14 protein-coding genes are annotated in these 18,237 nt (G+C 62.2%); 10 read left to right on the top strand and 4 right to left on the bottom strand.

What is annotated here, in order from left to right; all coding sequences use genetic code 11:
• Window positions 1-23: 23 nt before the first annotated feature.
• The 6 genes from ftsA (at window position 24) to ligA (ending at window position 9,131) form a co-directional block, all read left to right on the top strand.
• A complete protein-coding gene (gene ftsA / locus KF794_10935; GenBank protein QYK46677.1) occupies window positions 24-1,301 on the top strand; it encodes a cell division protein FtsA in 1,278 nt (425 codons plus the stop codon).
• 69 nt (window positions 1,302-1,370) lie between these two features.
• Window positions 1,371-2,987 carry a cell division protein FtsZ gene (gene ftsZ / locus KF794_10930; GenBank protein QYK44294.1) on the top strand — a complete coding sequence of 539 codons (1,617 nt, stop codon included), beginning with the start codon at window positions 1,371-1,373 and terminating at the stop codon, window positions 2,985-2,987.
• Between the two features lie 301 nt (window positions 2,988-3,288).
• On the top strand, window positions 3,289-4,215 hold the full coding sequence (locus tag KF794_10925; protein QYK44293.1) for a UDP-3-O-acyl-N-acetylglucosamine deacetylase: 927 nt from the start codon (window positions 3,289-3,291) through the stop codon (window positions 4,213-4,215).
• A 152-nt stretch (window positions 4,216-4,367) separates the two neighbouring features.
• Window positions 4,368-5,240, top strand: a complete 873-nt coding sequence (locus KF794_10920; protein ID QYK44292.1) for an outer membrane protein assembly factor BamD — start codon at window positions 4,368-4,370, stop codon at window positions 5,238-5,240.
• A gap of 105 nt (window positions 5,241-5,345) precedes the next feature.
• Complete coding sequence (gene recN / locus KF794_10915) at window positions 5,346-7,022, top strand: DNA repair protein RecN (GenBank protein QYK44291.1); 1,677 nt, start codon at window positions 5,346-5,348, stop codon at window positions 7,020-7,022.
• Between the two features lie 6 nt (window positions 7,023-7,028).
• Window positions 7,029-9,131, top strand: a complete 2,103-nt coding sequence (ligA, locus tag KF794_10910) for an NAD-dependent DNA ligase LigA (GenBank protein QYK44290.1) — start codon at window positions 7,029-7,031, stop codon at window positions 9,129-9,131.
• Here ligA and KF794_10905 read toward each other — a convergent pair whose 3' ends face one another.
• Window positions 9,132-9,287, bottom strand: coding sequence for a DUF3309 domain-containing protein (locus KF794_10905; protein QYK44289.1), 156 nt, complete (start codon window positions 9,285-9,287; stop codon window positions 9,132-9,134).
• Between the two features lie 71 nt (window positions 9,288-9,358).
• Window positions 9,359-11,182, bottom strand: coding sequence for an aminopeptidase P family protein (locus tag KF794_10900; protein QYK44288.1), 1,824 nt, complete (start codon window positions 11,180-11,182; stop codon window positions 9,359-9,361).
• Window positions 11,183-11,399: 217 nt separating this feature from the next.
• On the opposite strand from KF794_10900, the gene KF794_10895 reads away from it, so the two are divergent.
• From KF794_10895 to KF794_10885, 3 genes are read left to right on the top strand one after another with little or no spacing between them, the layout of a single operon-like run.
• Complete coding sequence (locus KF794_10895) at window positions 11,400-13,670, top strand: UvrD-helicase domain-containing protein (GenBank protein QYK46676.1); 2,271 nt, start codon at window positions 11,400-11,402, stop codon at window positions 13,668-13,670.
• A gap of 22 nt (window positions 13,671-13,692) precedes the next feature.
• Window positions 13,693-14,652, top strand: coding sequence for a DUF4062 domain-containing protein (locus tag KF794_10890; protein ID QYK44287.1), 960 nt, complete (start codon window positions 13,693-13,695; stop codon window positions 14,650-14,652).
• Window positions 14,652-15,518: a 50S ribosomal protein L11 methyltransferase gene (locus tag KF794_10885; protein QYK44286.1), complete on the top strand. Its 867-nt coding sequence runs from the start codon at window positions 14,652-14,654 to the stop codon at window positions 15,516-15,518. The genes KF794_10890 and KF794_10885 overlap by 1 nt, the downstream gene beginning before the upstream one ends.
• 58 nt (window positions 15,519-15,576) lie before the next feature.
• Here the strand turns inward: KF794_10885 and KF794_10880 are convergent, their stop codons facing one another.
• Together KF794_10880 and KF794_10875 are read right to left on the bottom strand one after the other, a co-directional pair.
• On the bottom strand, window positions 15,577-15,783 hold the full coding sequence (locus tag KF794_10880; GenBank protein ID QYK44285.1) for a hypothetical protein: 207 nt from the start codon (window positions 15,781-15,783) through the stop codon (window positions 15,577-15,579).
• Window positions 15,784-16,007: 224 nt separating this feature from the next.
• Window positions 16,008-16,517, bottom strand: a complete 510-nt coding sequence (locus KF794_10875) for a thioesterase family protein (GenBank protein QYK44284.1) — start codon at window positions 16,515-16,517, stop codon at window positions 16,008-16,010.
• A 306-nt stretch (window positions 16,518-16,823) separates the two neighbouring features.
• On the opposite strand from KF794_10875, the gene KF794_10870 reads away from it, so the two are divergent.
• Window positions 16,824-18,215: an FAD-binding protein gene (locus KF794_10870; GenBank protein QYK46675.1), complete on the top strand. Its 1,392-nt coding sequence runs from the start codon at window positions 16,824-16,826 to the stop codon at window positions 18,213-18,215.
• Window positions 18,216-18,237 lie beyond the last annotated feature (22 nt).

Raw genomic sequence — 18,237 nt, 5'->3', positions numbered from 1 at the left:
TTCGTAACGGAATCACGCCGCGCATGAAGCCGATCGGAAGGCGCTCGTCGGTTGTCGCTGCGCTCGACATCGGCTCCAGCAAGATCGCCTGCATCATCGCGCGCCTCAAGCCGGAACGCGGCCTGGAAATGCCGCACGGCCGCAGCCATTCGGTGGAAGTGATCGGCTTCGGTCATACCCGCGCGCACGGCATCAAGGCCGGTGCGGTGGTGGACATCGAACGCGCGGAAGCCTCGATCCGCCGCGCCGTCGATCTCGCGGAGCGCTCCGCCAAGGTCGAGATTGCTTCCGTCATCGTTGCCGTTTCCGGCGGACGCCTCAGCAGCGAATCTTTCGCCGCTTCGGTGCGCGTGCCGGGCATGAACGTGGAAAGCGCGGACATCGCGCGCGTGCTGGAAGCGGCTAGCCTGCATTCGGTACGCGAGGGGCGTGCGGTGCTGCATTCGCTCCCCGTGGGCTATGGCATCGACGACATGACCGGAATTCGCGATCCGCGCGGCATGGTCGGCGAAACGCTGCGCGTCGATCTGCATGTCGCGACCGCCGATCAGGTCGCCCTGCGCAATCTCATTCTGTGCGTCGAGCGCTGCCACTTGACCGTCGAAGGACTGGTCGCGGCACCCTATGCAGCGGGGCTTTCCGTCCTCACCGACGATGAGATGGAATTCGGCACCACGGTTCTCGATTTCGGCGCGGGGACGACCACGGTCGCGGCGTTCCTTGGCGGCGATTGCGTGCACATGGATGGCATCGCGGTCGGCGGGAACAACGTCACCATCGACCTCGCACGCGGTCTCGGCACCAGCGGTGGTGATGCGGAGCGCGTGAAGACATTGCACGGCGATGTCATCGAGGGCAGCGCCGATCACACCGATCTCATCATGGTGCCGTCGGCTGGCAACGTCGCGCGCGAGCGCAATGCGGTCAGCCGCGCGCATGTCATCCGCATCGCGCGTGCGCGCATCGACGAAATTCTGGAAATGCTCCGCGAGCGCATGGCGAGCGCCAACATCCTCGATCTCACCGGCCGCAAGCTGGTGCTGACCGGCGGCGGCTCGCGGCTCGGCGGCTTGAGCGAGCTTGCTTCGCGCATCTTCGGTGCATCGGTGCGCATTGCCGCGCCGCGCGCAATCGCAGGCCTGAACGCAGCCGCGTCGGGACCGGATTTCGCCGTGGCCACCGGACTTGCGGTCTATCCGCAATACGCGGGCCGCGAACATTTCGAGCCGCGCCGCCGCATGGCGGTGCAAGACGGAAACTACTTCCAGCGTATGCAGCGCTGGATCGCGAGCAGCTTTTAAGGAACGCGCCGGCGGAATCCGGCAAATACGAGTAGGACGGCGCGGGACGCCGCGCCCAGAGGTGACGAAATGACGATCAACTTGCAGATGCCGGATATCAAGGAATTGAAGCCGCACATCACCGTGTTCGGCGTCGGCGGTGCTGGCGGTAACGCCGTCAACAACATGATCTCCGCCGGATTGCAGGGTTGCGAATTCGTCGTCGCCAACACCGACGCGCAGGCGCTGGTCTCCTCGAAGGCAAAGCGCGTGGTGCAGATGGGCCCCGGTCTGGGTGCGGGTTCGCATCCGGAAGTCGGCAAGAGCGCCGCTGAAGAAGCGGTCGCCGAAGTGCAGGATATGCTGCAGGGCGTGCACATGGTGTTCGTCACCGCCGGCATGGGCGGCGGCACCGGTACGGGCGCTGCGCCGGTGATCGCGCGCGTTGCGAAAGAACTCGGCATCCTGACGGTCGGCGTCGTTACCAAGCCGTTCGAATTCGAAGGCGCGCGCCGCATGCGCTCGGCCGAACAAGGTATCGAAGAACTTGCGAAGTATGTGGACACGCTCATCGTCATCCCGAACCAGAACCTGTTCCGGGTCGCGAGCAAGGAAACCACCTTCGCCGACGCCTTCGCGATGGCGGACCAGGTGCTCTATTCGGGCGTCGCCTGCATCACCGACCTGATGGTCAAGGAAGGCCTTATCAACCTCGACTTCGCCGACGTGCGCACCGTTATGCGCGAGATGGGCAAGGCGATGATGGGCACTGGCGAAGCCTCCGGCGAACAGCGCGCGATGCGCGCGGCGGAAGCTGCGATCGCCAATCCACTGCTCGACGAAACCACGATGCGCGGCGCGAAGGGCCTGCTGATCTCGATCACCGGCGGCCGCGATCTCACGCTGTTCGAAGTGGACGAGGCCGCGCGCCGCATCCGCGACGAAGTCGATCAGGACGCGAACATCATCCTCGGCGCGACCTTCGACGAAAGCCTGGAAGGCATTGTCCGCGTGTCGGTGGTCGCCACCGGCATCGACACGGTCGCGGGAGCGGCGGCCGTGCGTGCGCCGGCCTTCTCGAACCAGGTCCGTCCCGCGCCGTCGCCGTCGCTGCGCGCGACCGACTTCCGCAACGACACGCCGCTCCAGTTGCCGCTCACCATGCAGCCGGAGCCGGTCGAGGATCGCCACCACGAGCACTACGCCGACGAGCTTCCGCCGGTGGAGGCGGAAATCGACGACGTGCAGATCCGTCCGCTTCCCGCCCGCACTCCGTTCTTCCAGCCGCTGTTCGATGAACTCGACCGCAGCCGCGCCGCGCAGAACGAGGAGCCGGAAGCCGACGAGCCGTACATCCCCGAACAGGCGGAGCGCCCGGCCTATCGTGCCGCCCGCATGCCGCGGATCGACGAACTGCCGCTGCCCGCGCAGAACCAGCTTCGGGCGCGCGATGCCGAAATGGCGGACGACAACTCCCTTGAAAAGAAGCGGATGTCGCTCCTCGAACGGCTGGCCTCGACCTTCAACAAGCGCGAGGACTCCGAGGCCGATGCCCCGGCCCATGCCGAGCCGATGGCCGAAATGATCAACCGGCGTCCGGCGGGCCGGGCGGCCCTTGAGCCGTCGCCGCGTCCGGCGGCCCGCCAGGAAGCCCGCCACGAGGCCGACGAACTGGAAATCCCGGCCTTCCTGCGCCGTCAGGCGTGAGGATTCGGACCGAAAGCCAAACTGGAGCGCCCCGGAATTACTTCCGGGGCGCTTTTGTTACAGACGGGGCGGCGGGGCGAAGGGTAAGGGTTGCCACACCGTTGAAAACATGGCGAAAAACAGGCTCAAGACCGGCAGGAATTGGTAACAAAGCGAAAGAAAGCGTGACTTTGCCCAGCTAGAGGGCACGACTATCGTCCTGAAATCCAAGCGCGACGGGGACTTGTGGCGCTGCGGTGGTGAAACAGTAAGTGGGGGAGAGGCCGGGGCGTAATTAAGGCACCGGTTTCCTGACGGCGGGATGCAAGTATTCAATCAGACCACGCTCGCCGACCGCATCGACCTCGTGGGTCGTGGTCTTCATTCCGGTACTCCCGCCAGCATTTCCATTCTTCCCGCCGAACCCAACACCGGCATCGTGTTCTCGCTGAACGGCAAGGCCGTGCAGGCGGGTCCGGCTGCGGTTCGTAACACCGATTTCGCGACTGTCATCGGCGACGGCAACGGCGCCAAGGCTTCGACGGTCGAACACCTGATGGCCGCGCTCACCGGCATGGGCATCGACAACGCGATCATTGAAGTCGAAGGCGACGAAATCCCGGCCTTCGACGGCTCGTCGGCGATCTTCGTCGATGCGATCGACGCAGTCGGCACCGAGAGCCAGTCCGCGCCGCGCCGCTACCTCAAGGTTCTCAAGCCGATCCGTGTCGAAGACGGCCGCAGCAGCGGCGAAATCCTGCCCTACGACGCTGGTTTCCGCATCGAGATCGAAATCGACTTCTCCCATCACCTGATCGGCCGCCAGCGCTACGCCGGCATGATCACCCCGGAAGTTTTCCGCGACGAACTTTCCCGCGCACGCACCTTCGGTTTCATGCGCGACGTGTCGAAGCTCTGGGGCGCGGGCCTCGCGCTCGGCGCTTCCCTCGACAACACCATCTGCATCGCAGACGACCGCGTCCTGAACCCGGAAGGCCTGCGCTACGCCGACGAGTTCGTGCGCCACAAGGCGCTCGATGCGGTTGGCGATCTCGCCATGGCCGGCCTGCCGATCCTCGGCCGCTATCGCTCGACCTGCGGCGGTCACAAGCTCAATGCCGCAGTCGTCTCCGCCCTCATGGCCGACCGCTCGGCCTGGACGGTGGTCGAGGTGCAGGCTCCGCGCCGCCGCCGTGGGCATGCCGAAATCGGCCAGGTCGCTCCGGCGTACCGCGCTGAGCTCTCTTAACTTTCCCGGCCATAAAGGCGGCGGAATCGGCCTTTAGCGCCGTAGCCGGGAGGGGAGATTTTCGCTATTCCAATGCCCTTCCGCGGCCGGGTTTACCCGTTCGTACGGTCTGTCCTGTAAGATTTCGAGCCAAGGTTCCGGTACGGCAGTCGATGCGTCTCACCTTCGAAAACAGCTTTGGCTTTGCCCGCATTCTGGCGGTCGTGCTCGTAACGGGGATGACGGCCGGTTGCGCCAGCATGCCCAGCCTCGACAGCCTGAACTTCTGGGGCACGAAGACCGACGACACCCCGATCGATGAGCCAGCCGACAAGCTCTACAATGAAGGCCTGACCCTTCTGAACCAGAAGGAATTCAAGAAGGCCGCGAAGAAATTCGAGGAAGTGGATCGCCAGCACCCCTATTCGGAATGGGGCCGCAAGGCGCTGCTGATGACGGCCTACGCCTATTACGAAGCGCAGATGCACGACGAGGTGCTGACCGCCGCGCGCCGCTATCTGGCGCTGCATCCGGGCACGCCCGACGCCGCCTACGCGCAGTATCTCGGCGCATCCGCGCTGTTCGACGAAATCCCGAACGTGGATACCGACCAGCGCCGCACCGAAAACGCGCTCGAAGCGCTGGAGGAAGTGATCCGGAAATATCCGGACACCGAATATGCCATCAGCGCGCGCCGCAAGATCGAGGTGGCGCGGGACCAACTCGCCGGCAAGGAAATGATCGCCGGCCGCTTCTACCTGAAGCAGCGCAATTTCACCGGCGCCATCAACCGCTTCAAGGTCGTGGTCACGAAGTACCAGACCACCCGACACGTCGAGGAAGCGCTGGCGCGTCTGGTCGAAGCCTATATGGCGCTCGGCATCGTCAACGAGGCGCAGACCGCGGCCGTAGTGCTCGGCCACAACTTCCCCAGCAGCCCCTGGTATCAGGACGCCTACAAGCTGGTGTCGGCCGGAGGCAATGTTCCGCGGGAAGACCGCGGTTCGTGGATCAGCCAGGCGATCCGCAGCGTCCGCGGCGGCTAGGTTCGCCGCGCCGCTCGAATTGACCCTGCGGCTGCTCTACTCTCCAATCCTTGCCAACCTTCAGATAGGCCGAATCGGCGTGTCCGGTCCGGCGCGTAAATTGTCATGCTGTCGCGGCTCTCGATTTCCGACATCGTCCTGATCGACCGTCTGGATGTGGATTTCCGGAACGGTCTGTCGGTGCTCACCGGCGAAACCGGCGCGGGCAAGTCCATCGTGCTGGACGCCTTCACGCTGGCGCTGGGCGCGCGCGGCGACGCCGCGCTGGTGCGCGACGGCGCGGAGCAGGGGCAGGTGGTCGCGGCCTTCGACCTTCCGAAGAAACATCCCGCGCGCGAACTGCTGCGCGCCAACGATCTCGGCGACGACGACGGCGAAGTGATCCTGCGCCGCGTGCAACTCGCGGACGGGCGCACCCGCGCCTTCATCAACGACCGGCCAGTAAGCGTGCAGATCCTGCGCGAACTCGGCACGAAGCTCGTGGAGATCCACGGCCAGCATGACGAGCGCGCGCTGGTCGACCCTGCCGTGCACCGGGCGGTGCTGGATGCGTTCGGCGGCAATGCCGAACTCGCCGCGAAGACCCGCGCGCTATGGCAGGCGTGGCGCGAACAGGAAGCGCTGGTTGCCGCCGAGCGCGAGCGTAACGAGCGCGCCAAGCGCGACGCCGATTACATCCGCAACGCGGTGGACGAACTCACCAAGCTCGCGCCGCAGCCGGGCGAGGAAACTACACTGGCCGGGCGGCGCGCTTCGCTGATGCGCGCGGAGAAAGTCGCGGGCGATTTGAAGGACGCGCATGACGTAATCGCGGGCAGCGGTTCTTCCGTGCCGGAAATCGCGAGCGCGCTGCGCCGTCTGGAGCGCCGCCAGCAGGAAGCTGCCGACATTGTCGGCGGACCGGCGAAGGCACTGGAGACCGCGCTCAATTCCATCGAGGAAGCAAGGCTTGGTCTGGAAGCCGCCATGCGTCTCGCGGACTACGATCCGCAGGAACTGGAGCGCAACGAGGAGCGCCTGTTCGCGCTGCGTGCGGCGGGTCGCAAATATGGTTCCGCGGTCGACGATCTTCCCGCGGTTGCGGCGCGTTTCGAGGGCGACCTTGCCGCCATCGATCAGGGCGACGCAAACCTGAAGAAGCTGGAAGCGGCCGCGCAACAGGCAGAGCGCGAATTCCGCGAAACCGCGAAGAAACTCTCCGAAGCGCGCGCGGCGACCGCGAAGAAGCTCGACAAGGCGGTGCAGGCCGAACTGCCGCCGCTAAAGCTGGAGCGCGCGGAATTCATCAGCGAGATCGAGAGCAATCCCTCATCGCCTGGACCGGACGGTTACGACCGCGTGGAATTCTGGGTGCGCACCAACCCCGGCGCGCGGCCGGGGCCGATGATGAAGGTCGCGTCCGGCGGCGAACTCGCGCGGTTCCTGCTGGCGCTGAAAGTCGTGCTGGCCGACCGCGGCTCCGCGCCGACGCTGGTGTTCGACGAAATCGACACGGGTGTCGGCGGCGCGGTTTCGGATGCCATCGGCGCGCGGCTCGCGCGGCTCGCGCAAAAGGTGCAGGTACTGACCGTCACCCATGCGCCGCAGGTTGCCGCGCGCGCGGTCAATCATTTCCTCGTCGCGAAGGAAGCGGTGCAGGGCGGTAAGCGCGTGAATACGAAGATCGCGACGCTCGACGACAAGAAGCGCCGCGAGGAAGTCGCGCGCATGTTGTCCGGCGCCGATGTCACCGACGAAGCGCGCAAAGCGGCCGAGCGCCTGATTGCCGGCGCGGCGGCGTAAGCTGTCATGGCGAAGAAAACCAAAGCTGGCGGCGCGAAGCCGGTCGGTCAATTCTCCGTCAAGGAAGCTAAGACCGAGCATGCGCGGCTGGAGCAGGAAATCATCGCGCACGACAAGCGCTACTACCAGCAGGCCGCTCCGAGCGTTTCCGATGCCGAATACGATGCGCTGCGGCTTCGTTACGAAGAACTCGAAAAGGCGTTTCCCGAACTGCACACGCTGACCAGCCTGACGCGCAAGGTCGGTGCCGCACCTTCCGGGAAATTCAAAAAGGTGCGCCACGCGGTGCCGATGCTTTCGCTTGGCAACGCCTTCACCGAAGAAGATGTGAATGAATTCGTGGACCGCGTCCGGCGATTTCTGCGTCTCGGTGAGAAGGAAGAACTCGTTATCACCGCGGAACCGAAGATCGACGGGCTTTCTTGTTCGCTTCGCTACGAAAAAGGCAGGCTCACGGTGGCTGCGACGCGCGGCGACGGCGCGGAAGGCGAGGACGTGACCGCCAATATCCGGACCATCAAGGATGTGCCGGATATGCTGAAAGGCAAGGACGTGCCCGGTGTGTTCGAGGCGCGCGGCGAAGTTTATATGACCAAGGAAGACTTCCTCGCGCTGAATAAGCGGCAGGAGAAGGAAGGCAAACCGCTCTACGTCAATCCGCGCAACACGGCCGCCGGTTCGCTGCGTCAAATCGATGCGAAGATGACGGCGACGCGGCCTCTCAAATTTTTCGCTTATACCTGGGGCGAGGCGAGCGAGCTTCCGGCGAAGACGCAGTTCGAGTCCGTCGCCGCGATGAAGCGCTGGGGCCTGCCGACCAATACGCTCATGAAGAAGTGCAAGAGCGTCGACGAATTGCTCAAGCAATATCGCAAGATCGAGCAGGAGCGGGCGGCGCTGCCCTACGATATCGACGGCGTGGTCTACAAGGTGGACCGGCTGGACTGGCAGGAACGGCTCGGTTTCGTTTCGCGCAGTCCGCGCTGGGCGATTGCGCACAAGTTCGCCGCCGAGAAGGCGACTACGGTCGTGAAAGATATCGACATTCAGGTCGGCCGTACCGGCAAGCTGACGCCGGTCGCGAAGCTCGAACCCGTAACAGTTGGCGGCGTCGTGGTGCAGAACGCGACGCTGCACAACGAGGATGAGATCGAACGGCTCGGCGTGCGCATCGGCGATACGGTCACCATCCAGCGTGCGGGTGACGTGATCCCGCAGGTGCTCGGTGTCGTGCTGGAGAAGCGTCCGAAAAGCGCGAAGCCTTACAAATTTCCGGATGTCTGCCCGGTTTGTAAAAGCCATGCGGTGCGCGAGGAAGGCGAGGTGGATCGCCGCTGCACCGGCGGGCTGATCTGCGCCGCACAGGTAGTGCAGACGTTAATTCATTTCGTGTCGCGCAATGCGTTTGACATTGACGGTCTGGGCGAAAAGCAGATCGTGTTCTTCCACGATCAGGGCTGGGTGAAAGAGCCGGCGGATATTTTCACGTTGGCTTCGCGCAACAAGAAGCTCAAGCTGGAAGAGGTCGAAGGCTTTGGCGAGACTTCGGTTCGCAATCTTTTCAACGCCATCGACGCGCGGCGCAAGATCGCGCTGAACCGCGTGCTGTTCGCGCTCGGCATCCGCCACATCGGCGAGACCAACGCGATCCGGCTCGCGCGCCATTACGGCACGATGGAAGCCTTGCGCGAGGCGGCGCTTGCCGCCGCCAAAGGCGACGAGGATGCGCTTTCGGAAATGAACAATATCAACGGCATCGGCAAGATCGTAGCCGAGGCTGTGATCGAGTTCTTCAAGGAGAAGAAAAACCTCAAGGCGCTGGATGCGCTGCTAGAGCAAATCGAAATCGAGCCGATGGAGGCGGTCGCAAAGAACAGCCCGGTTTCGGGCAAGGCGGTCGTCTTCACCGGCTCGCTGGAGCAGATGACGCGCGACGAAGCGAAAGCGATGGCGGAACGGCTGGGCGCGAAAGTCGCGGGTTCAGTCTCGAAAAAAACAGACTATGTCGTCGCCGGCCCTGGCGCCGGTTCCAAGCTGAAAGATGCGCAAAAGCATGGCGTTCGGGTACTGAGCGAAGACGACTGGTTCAAACTGATCGGGAAGAAATAACTAGATCCTTCCCGCCAGCGCCATCACCAGCACCACGACAAGCACAACCCCGACGAGGCCGCCCGGCCCGTAGCCCCAGCCGGAACTGTAGCCCCAGCGCGGCAGCGCGCCGATCAAAATCAAAATCAGCAGAACGATGAGAACGGTCGAAAGCATGGCCTGCCTCACATTTTTCGTAAAACGTGAGCGGATAACGCGGCGTGTTCCTTACGGTTCCTTCCGTGGAGTCAGAGCGCGGCGGTGGCTTTCTCCAGCCAGTCGTTGTCAGGCGCGTCGAGTTGCGGCGCGATCTTCTCGCGTACCTCTGCATGATAGGCATTGAGCCACGCGATTTCTTCCGGCGTGAGCAGTCTCGGTTCCACCAGACGGAGGTCGATGGGCGCGAGGGTGAGCGTCTCGAAGCCCAGCAGCGGTTTCTCCGCGCCTTTCGCGGGCGGGCGCTTCTCGACCAGCAGCAGGTTTTCGATGCGGATGCCGTAGGCACCGGTTTTGTAATAGCCCGGCTCGTTGGACAGGATCATGCCCGGCAGCAACGGCGGACTCGGAACTTTCGAGATGCGCGCCGGACCTTCGTGTACCGACAAATAACTTCCGACGCCGTGGCCGGTACCATGGTCGAAGTCGATGCCGCGCTCCCACAGCGCGCGGCGCGCGAACGGATCGAGTTGCGAGCCGTTGGTGCCTTCGGGAAACACCGCGCGCGCAATGGCAATGTGCCCTTTGAGGACAAGCGTGAAGCGCTCGCGCATCTCGGCGGACGGCTCGCCGATGCTGACCGTGCGCGTCACATCCGTGGTGCCGTCTTCGTATTGCGCGCCGGAATCGACGAGGAACAATTCGCCGGGCCGTAGCGCGCGGTTGGTCGCCTCCGTGACGCGATAGTGCACGATGGCGCCGTTCGGGCCGGAGCCGGAAATGGTGGGGAAGGAGACATCCTTTAGCTTTCCGGTCTCGCGGCGAAATGTTTCAAGTGCGGCGACCGCGTCGATCTCGGTGATCCTGCCGAGAGGTGCTTCGCGGTCGAGCCAGGCGAGGAAGCGCGTCAGCGCCGCGCCGTCGCGCACATGCGCGGTGCGCATCCCGGCGATTTCGGTTTCGTTCTTGATCGCTTTTAGTTTGGTTACAGGATCGGCGCCGTTCGAAACGCTGCCGCCGGCCTGTGTCACGATGTCCGCGAGCTTCTTCGGCGCGGTGGCGCTGTCGAGGCGCACGGTCTTGCCGCGCGCGGCTTCATGCAATTCGACTTCGAGGTCGCGCGGCTCGCGCACGTCGGCCAGTTTTGCAAGCGCGTCGCGCACTTCGTTCGAGAGCTTGCGGCTGTCTATGAAAAGCTGCGGTTCGCCTTCGCGCGGCAGGATCGCCCAGGACAGCGGCAACGGCGTGTGCTCCACGTCGCCGCCGCGAATGTTGAAGGTCCATGCCACGGAAGCGGGATCGGAGAGCACGGCAGCGCCGATTTTCTCCTTCGCCAGCACCTCGCGGATTCGCGCAATTTTTTTCTCCGCTTTTTCGCCGGAGAATTCCGCGCCATGCAGCACGGTCGGGGTCAGCGGTGCAGCGGGACGCTCCTGCCATACCGCATCGACCGGGTTTTCCTTCACGGCCACCAGCCGCGCGGCGGCTTTCTTCGCCGCCTTTTCCAGCCGCTCGACGCCGTCGGCGGTGGTGCGCCACGGGTCGTAAGCGAGCGCAGTTCCGGCCACGAGATTTTCCGCGAGCCATTCGCTCACAGGTTTCTCGACGATGTGGCCGATGGCGAACAACGAAGTGTCGATCTGGTCTTTTGCTTGCAGCGTGTAACGGCCATCCGTGAACAGGATGGCGCGATCGCGCAGTACGACTACCACCGCGGCCGAGCCGGTGAAGCCGGTCAGCCATGCGACGCGCTCTTCGGATGGCGGCACATATTCGTTCTGGTGTTCGTCGGCGCGCGAGAACACGAAGCCGTCGAGGCTCTGCTTCGCAAGTTCCTCGCGGAGCGCCTGCAACCGGGCGGCGGATTTCGATTTGTCGCCTTCGTCGCGGAAGGTCTGGAATTTCGCTTCGAACATTTAGCCAGTGTAAGCGCCCGGTTCCCCGCGTAACAGGCGGGCGGGAAATGCCGCTAATTTGGCCCCATTTCATGCGGCAATCTGGCCCGCGCCCTCGCCAAATGGCGGGGGCGATGCCATTTTGTTCGCAGAATCACCGAAATCCGCAAAACCCGTGGCCGATCCGCAATACAAACCGTTTCCGCTCGACGACGCGCCGCAGGCAACCGGCACTGCCATGCGCCCGCGCGCCCGTGCGCCCTACCTGAACGGCCTGAACGCCGAGCAGCTTGAGGCGGTCGAGACGCTCGACGGCCCGGTGCTGGTGCTGGCGGGTGCGGGCACAGGCAAGACGCGGGTGCTGACGACGCGCATCGCACATCTGCTCGCGACGGGGCGGGCGCGGCCTTCGAACATTCTCTCAGTCACCTTCACCAACAAGGCCGCGCGCGAGATGAAGGAGCGCGTCGGCCACATGGTCGGCGACATCGTGGAGGGGATGCCGTGGATGGGCACGTTCCACTCCATCGGCGCGAAGATTCTACGCCGCCATGCCGAAATGGTCGGGCTGCATCCGAACTTCACTATCCTCGATACTGACGACCAGATCCGGCTCATCAAGCAGCTTCTGCAAGCCGACAATATCGACGAGAAGCGCTGGCCCGCGCGGCTCTTTGCCGGATACCTCGACGGCTGGAAGAATCGCGGCCTCAAGCCCGATCAGGTTCCCGCGGGCGAAGCCATGTCGTTCGCGAACGGCAAGGGCAAGGAACTGTACGCCGCCTATCAGGCGCGGCTTAAAGTTTTGAACGCGGTCGATTTCGGCGACCTGCTGCTGGAGAACCTGCGGCTGTTCCAGAACAACAAGGAAGTGCTCGAACAATACCAGCAGCGCTTCCGCTACATGCTGGTGGACGAATATCAGGACACCAATGTCGCGCAGTACCTTTGGCTGCGGCTCTTGGCGCAAGGCTCGCGCAACATCTGCTGTGTCGGCGACGACGACCAGTCGATTTACGGCTGGCGCGGCGCGGACGTCGATAACATCCTGCGTTTCGAGCAGGACTTTCCCGGCGCGAAGGTGATCCGGCTGGAGCGCAATTACCGCTCGACCGCGAATATTCTGGCGGCGGCCTCGCACCTGATCGCGAAGAACAAGAGCCGTCTCGGCAAGACGCTACGCACCGAAGACGAGCCGGGCGAGAAGATCAAGGTCACCGACGCTTGGGATTCCGGCGAGGAAGCGCGGCTGATCGGCGAAGAGATTGAGCAGTTGCAGCGCAAGGATCACCGGCTGTCCGATATCGCAATTCTTGTGCGTGCGTCGTTCCAGATGCGCGAACTGGAAGAGCGCTTCATTACGCTGGGGCTTCCCTATCGCGTGATCGGCGGCCCGCGCTTCTACGAGCGGCAGGAAATCCGCGACGCGCTCGCCTATTTCCGCGTGATCGTTTCGCCCGCCGATGGTCTGGCGTTTGAACGGATCGTCAACGTGCCGAAGCGCGGCCTCGGCGACAGCACGATGCAGATGCTGCACGATTATTCGCGTGCGCACGAAGCGCCGCTGTTCGAAGCGGCGAAGGTCATTTCCTCTACGGACGAGCTGAAGCCGAAACCGCGCACGGCGCTGCGCGATCTGATCGCGCAGTTCGGGCGCTGGCAGGCGCAGCTCGATACAGCGCCGCATACCGAACTGGCGCGCATTGTGCTTGACGAGTCCGGCTACACGGAGATGTGGAAGAACGACAAATCGGCGCAGGCGGCAGGCAGGCTAGAAAACCTGAAAGAACTGGTGCGTTCGATGGAGCAGTTCGAGAACATGCAGGGTTTTCTCGAACACGTTTCGCTGGTGATGGATACCATCGAAGGCGAGGGCGTCGATGCCGTCAGCCTGATGACGCTTCACTCGGCCAAGGGCCTCGAATTCGATACCGTCTTCCTGCCGGGCTGGGAGGAAGGCGTGCTGCCGCACCAGCGCTCGCTCGACGAGAGCGGGCAGGCGGGCCTTGAGGAAGAACGCCGCCTTGCGCATGTCGGCATTACGCGCGCGAAGCAGCGCGCGTATATTTCATTCGCCACGCGGCGCATGACGCATGGCATGTGGAATTCGAATCTGCCGAGCCGTTTCCTGAAGGAATTGCCGGAAGATTCAATCGAGGAAGTCGATGGCGGCGGCAGCTATGCCGCGCAGATCCAGAGCCGCTTCGATCGCGCCGAGCTGTTTGTGTCGGGCTACAACACGCCGGGCTGGGCACGCGCGCAGCAGCGGCGCGGAGGATTTTCCGACAACAAAGGCGGTGGCTACGGGCGCGGCCGCGGCGTAACCATCGAAGGCGAAGTGCTTTCGCGCTCGACCGGGCCTGCGGAAGATTTCGAGATCGGCGACCGCGTATTCCATGACAAGTTCGGCTACGGCGAGATCATGGAGGTCGAAGGCACCAAGGTTACCGTGGAGTTCGACAAGGCCGGCGAGAAGAAAATCGTCAGCAGTTTCCTAAAAAAAGCCTAGTGACAAATTTGAGAAAATTTCGATGACGAAGCGGTTTCAGATTTTTGTTAGCTCTACTTTTGATGATTTAAGAGATGAGAGAAGAAAAGTTTGGGAGACCCTAATTCAATTCAATTATATTGTTGTTGGAATGGAAACGTTTCCTGCCACGAATGAAGAGCAGTTCGCTTTCATCAAGAAGCAAATCGACACATCTGACTACTACGTTCTCATAATTGCTGCACGATATGGCACTTTAACTGACGAAGAAATTAGTTTCACAGAGAAAGAGTTCAACTACGCTGTAGAAAACAAAATTCCAGTTCTCGTATTTCCTATTGAGGACCCAACGTCGGTCGCAGTCTCCAAAACAGATCAGGACACTAAGAAAACTGAAAAATTGCAACAATTTCGTCAGCGCGCAATGAGAGGACGCAATGCATTTAAGTGGACGACCGCAGACAACCTTTGTTTGGGTATTGTTCAAGCTCTTCAAAATGCACGCGACTCATTTCCTCGCACAGGATGGGTTAGGGGAGACATTGCTTCGGCCGAGGGCTTACTGAATGAGAACCGCCAGCTTAGATTAGAGAATGATAAGCTAAAGAAGGCTTCTGAGGAAAAGGCAACGGCGGCGAAAAATAATAGTGCTGCTATCGATATGAATCGTGAGATTGAAGTTCGGTACGATTTGGCGACCAAGGGTGGCAAGAAAAAAACTTCGACCGTCAAAGTGCAATTACGAGATATTGTTTCGCAATTTCAAGTAACAGAGCCCGTTGACGAGCCTACTATTCGTGATTGTGTTCGCGGCGCAGTTTCTCTAAATCTCGATTCTAATTTTGAAGATACGAATGTGGATCAAGACGCTGTTGATAAGGCGTTACTGCTATTGGTTTCATTTTCAATCCTTCACACGAATAGCAGTTTTGATGGATTAAATATTCGTCATGGTTCGAACTGGCTCAATGCGATTGCGCAAGTGAAGTTTGAGAAGCGTTGATGTACGAGAGCCATGTCGTTCGCGTGCGTGCAAGCGAGGCAGAGGCCAGCCGCGTCGCCGATCATCTGCTGGAGCGCTTCTTCGAGGGCGAGGGTGCAGTCGGCGCGTTCGAGGCAGCGGATGGCTCGTGGTATGCGGAAGCGCATTTCCCGCAGAAGCCAGACACGGAAACGATAGCGGCGGCGGTTCGCGAGATTATTCCCGCCGCGAACATCGAATACGAAACGCTCGCCGCGAAAGACTGGATCGCCGCCAGCCTCGAAGGCCTCAAGATCGTCCGCGCGGGGCGCTTCGCGATTCACGGTTCGCATGACCGTGGAAAAATCAGGGCCAACGAAACCGGTATCGAGATCGAGGCCGCGCTCGCTTTCGGCACAGGCCACCACGGTACCACGCTCGGCTGCCTGCGCGCGCTGGAACGGATTGCGCGCACGCATAAACCGAAGCGTGTTCTCGATGTGGGGACCGGCACGGCCGTGCTGGCGATTGCCGCAGCGCGGGTCTTCCATACGCCGGTTATCGCAACCGAGATCGACCGTGCTTCCGTAACTGTCGCGAAAGAGAATGCGAGGGTGAACCGCGCGGGGCCTTATGTGGGCATCTTACATACAGGGTCGTTAAGCGCGTCGCTAATCGTGCAGTACGCACCCTACGATCTGATGTTCGCGAATATCCTGCTGCCGGTTTTGAGAAAGCTGTCGCGGCCGATTGCGTCGCTGGCCGCGCCAGGCGCGCATGTGGTCCTCTCCGGCCTGCTGCCAAGCCAGGCTCTCGCCGCGCTTGCGCGCTATCGCGCGCAGGGGATGCTGCTTGTGCGCAGCGAGACCATCGAGAACTGGACCACGCTGACGCTTCGCGCACGCTAGACAGCAAAACGCCCCGGCGGGGGAAGCCGGGGCGTTTCGAATTCGGTTGTCGCGATGCTCAGTCCTGCTTCTGGAACGGCAGGTCGCGGTAATTCTTCAGCAACTCGGCCGGAACGTAGTTCAGGTGCAGGCGGATTTCGCGCTCGACCTGACGCCTGCGCGCTTCGACGATCCGGTCCCATACGCGGGTCCAGAAGCTCTTACCGGCTTTCGCAGTGCTGGCGGCAGCGGGAGCAAACTTGGGGGAGTAGGTCAGTGCGGCCATGGGAGTTCTCCTTCTTCCGCTTGATGCCGGGACGCCGCCCGGCCGGTCGTGCAAATCATTTATTGCATTGCAAAATAGCTTTTTTGCGACGCACCTAGAATAGGTAAGTATGCATGACCGATCTGATCGGCCTGCATGATCGAGGTAAGGATTGATTAACCAAGCGGCGAAAGCGCCGAATTAGGCGTGCGTTCGCCTCCGCTTTGCACAGCCGGCTCGAAGGCTCAGCTACGCTTGGGCATGCCTATCTTGCGGCCGATGCCTTCCGGAGCGGGAAGGGCGGCGTGGGCCGCTTTCATGGCGGCCAGGCGGTCGAGCACGTCGTCCGGTAGCGGCACGACCTTCTTGGAGGCCATGTCCACATGGAGCGCCATCTGCTCCGAGGTCGCCGACATCCATCCCTCGACCGCGTGATACAGCTCGGCGAAGAAGTGGATGCGCTTTTCGTCATAGTCGATCAGCCGAATCGTGGTCCGGACCGACTGCCCGGCCTGCAATTCGCGCAGGTAGCGGACGTGGCATTCGGCGGTGAAGAAGGAGTGGCTGCGCTCTTTCAGATATTCCGGTCCGAGACCGACGAGGGCGAAGGCTTCGTCCACCGCGCGGTCGATCAGGACGTTGTAGTAGGCCATGTTGAGGTGGCCATTGTAGTCGATCCACGCCGGCTCGACCGTCATCGCCGAGGAAACGAAGGGGGCGAAGAAGACTGGTTCGAAATCGAGCCGCTGTAGCATCCGAATCCCACGCTGAATTTGATTGCAATCATGCATTGTACGCCTGCGAGGGGCAATGGTTTGGCGCGTTTGGGGCGATTTCGTGCAGCGCAAACTGGCAGGCGCCGGGTAATTCTCGCGGGGAGAGCGGCACTGCGCGGCGGGCATACTCGCCAGCTATACCCGTCAAGTACACTCGCTGGTGTATTTACATTCGACCTGATGGCGGCCGAACGTGCTTCGCCATTGTTGATTACCCGCAATTATAGCAATCAGAATTTTGCTAGATTTGTCCAAAATCGGAGGACGCCAATGAACAACCTCGCCATGAAGCGGGCCGAAGCGGGAGCGGTCGAACGCGCGATTGCGGCGCTGCACGCCAAGCTTGGCAACAAGGTCGTGACCTCGATGGAGGTTCGCCGCCAGCACGCCAACACCACCACCTGGCTGCCGAACGAGGCCGCCGACGCCGTGGTCTATGCTGCCTCCACCGAAGACGTGCAGGACGCGGTGCGCATTGCCGCCGAGCACAAGGTGCCGGTCATCGCTTTCGGTACCGGCACTTCGCTGGAGGGCCATGTAAACGCGCCGATGGGCGGTATCTGCATCGACGTGGCGCAGATGAACCAGATCCTCGCCGTGCATGCGGAAGATCTCGACTGCGTCATCCAGCCGGGCGTGACGCGCAAGAAGCTGAACGAATACCTGCGCGATCAGGGCCTGTTCTTCCCGATTGATCCGGGTGCGGACGCTTCGCTCGGCGGCATGGCGGCGACGCGGGCATCAGGTACCAACGCGGTGCGCTACGGCACCATGAAGGACAACGTGTTGGCGCTGAAAGCGGTGTTGCCGAACGGCGAGATCGTCCGCGCCGGTTCGCGCGCCAAGAAATCCTCCGCTGGATACGACCTCACGCGGTTGTTCGTCGGCTCCGAAGGTACGCTCGGCATCATCACCGAGCTGACGCTGAAGCTCTCCGCCATTCCGGAAGCGATTTCGAGCGCGATCTGTCCGTTCAAGACGGTCGAGGGCGCGATCCAGGCGACGATTGCCACCATCCAGTCCGGCATTCCGGTTGCGCGCATCGAGTTCATCGACGCGATGGCGATCCGCGCCGTGAACAACTACGCGAAGCTCGGGCTTGCGGAAGCGCCAACGCTGTTTCTCGAATTTCACGGTTCGGAAGCGGGCGTGAAGGAGCAGACCGAGCGCTTCGGTGAAATCGCTGCCGAGTTCGGCGGCGGGCCGTTCCACTGGACTACGCAGGCGGAAGAACGCACCAAGCTCTGGCAGGCGCGGCACGACGCCTATTTCGCGATGATGTCGCTGCGTCCCGGTGCGAAGGCGCTCGCGACCGACATCTGCGTACCAATCTCGAAACTCGCGGACGCGGTGCTCGAAACCGAGAAAGACCTGCAAGACCTCAAGTTGCTAGGTCCCATTGTCGGCCATGTGGGCGACGGTAATTTCCATGTCAGCCTCGTGATCGACATGGAAGACGAGGATGAATTGGCACGCGTGCGCAAATTCCTGGAGCGGCTGGCCGAGCGTGCACTGCGCCTCGACGGCACCTGTACCGGCGAACACGGCGTCGGGCAGGGCAAGATGAAATATCTTGAAGCCGAGCACGGCAAGCCTGCGCTGCAGATGATGCGCGACCTGAAACGTGCGCTCGACCCCGGTAACATCATGAATCCGGGGAAAATCGTCGCGCTGTAGCGGGGACGATTTGCCCCAATCT

It is taken from the genome of Xanthobacteraceae bacterium (assembly GCA_019454205.1).
Lineage (GTDB): Bacteria > Pseudomonadota > Alphaproteobacteria > Rhizobiales > Xanthobacteraceae.
The sequence above is the reverse complement of the archived record's forward strand: the minus strand, read 5'-3'. Positions and strand labels throughout refer to the sequence as shown.

Bases quoted from the DNA above. Each gene is read 5' to 3' on its own strand.
- KF794_10875 (QYK44284.1), bottom strand. From the start codon at position 16,517: ATGCTACAGCGGCTCGATTTCGAACCAGTCTTCTTCGCCCCCTTCGTT.
- recN (QYK44291.1), top strand. From the start codon at position 5,346: ATGCTGTCGCGGCTCTCGATTTCCGACATCGTCCTGATCGACCGTCTG.
- KF794_10880 (QYK44285.1), bottom strand. From the start codon at position 15,783: ATGGCCGCACTGACCTACTCCCCCAAGTTTGCTCCCGCTGCCGCCAGC.
- KF794_10870 (QYK46675.1), top strand. From the start codon at position 16,824: ATGAAGCGGGCCGAAGCGGGAGCGGTCGAACGCGCGATTGCGGCGCTG.
- KF794_10890 (QYK44287.1), top strand. From the start codon at position 13,693: ATGACGAAGCGGTTTCAGATTTTTGTTAGCTCTACTTTTGATGATTTA.
- KF794_10885 (QYK44286.1), top strand. From the start codon at position 14,652: ATGTACGAGAGCCATGTCGTTCGCGTGCGTGCAAGCGAGGCAGAGGCC.
- ftsA (QYK46677.1), top strand. From the start codon at position 24: ATGAAGCCGATCGGAAGGCGCTCGTCGGTTGTCGCTGCGCTCGACATC.
- KF794_10905 (QYK44289.1), bottom strand. From the start codon at position 9,287: ATGCTTTCGACCGTTCTCATCGTTCTGCTGATTTTGATTTTGATCGGC.
- KF794_10900 (QYK44288.1), bottom strand. From the start codon at position 11,182: ATGTTCGAAGCGAAATTCCAGACCTTCCGCGACGAAGGCGACAAATCG.
- KF794_10920 (QYK44292.1), top strand. From the start codon at position 4,368: ATGCGTCTCACCTTCGAAAACAGCTTTGGCTTTGCCCGCATTCTGGCG.
- KF794_10895 (QYK46676.1), top strand. From the start codon at position 11,400: ATGCGCCCGCGCGCCCGTGCGCCCTACCTGAACGGCCTGAACGCCGAG.
- KF794_10925 (QYK44293.1), top strand. From the start codon at position 3,289: ATGCAAGTATTCAATCAGACCACGCTCGCCGACCGCATCGACCTCGTG.
- ligA (QYK44290.1), top strand. From the start codon at position 7,029: ATGGCGAAGAAAACCAAAGCTGGCGGCGCGAAGCCGGTCGGTCAATTC.
- ftsZ (QYK44294.1), top strand. From the start codon at position 1,371: ATGACGATCAACTTGCAGATGCCGGATATCAAGGAATTGAAGCCGCAC.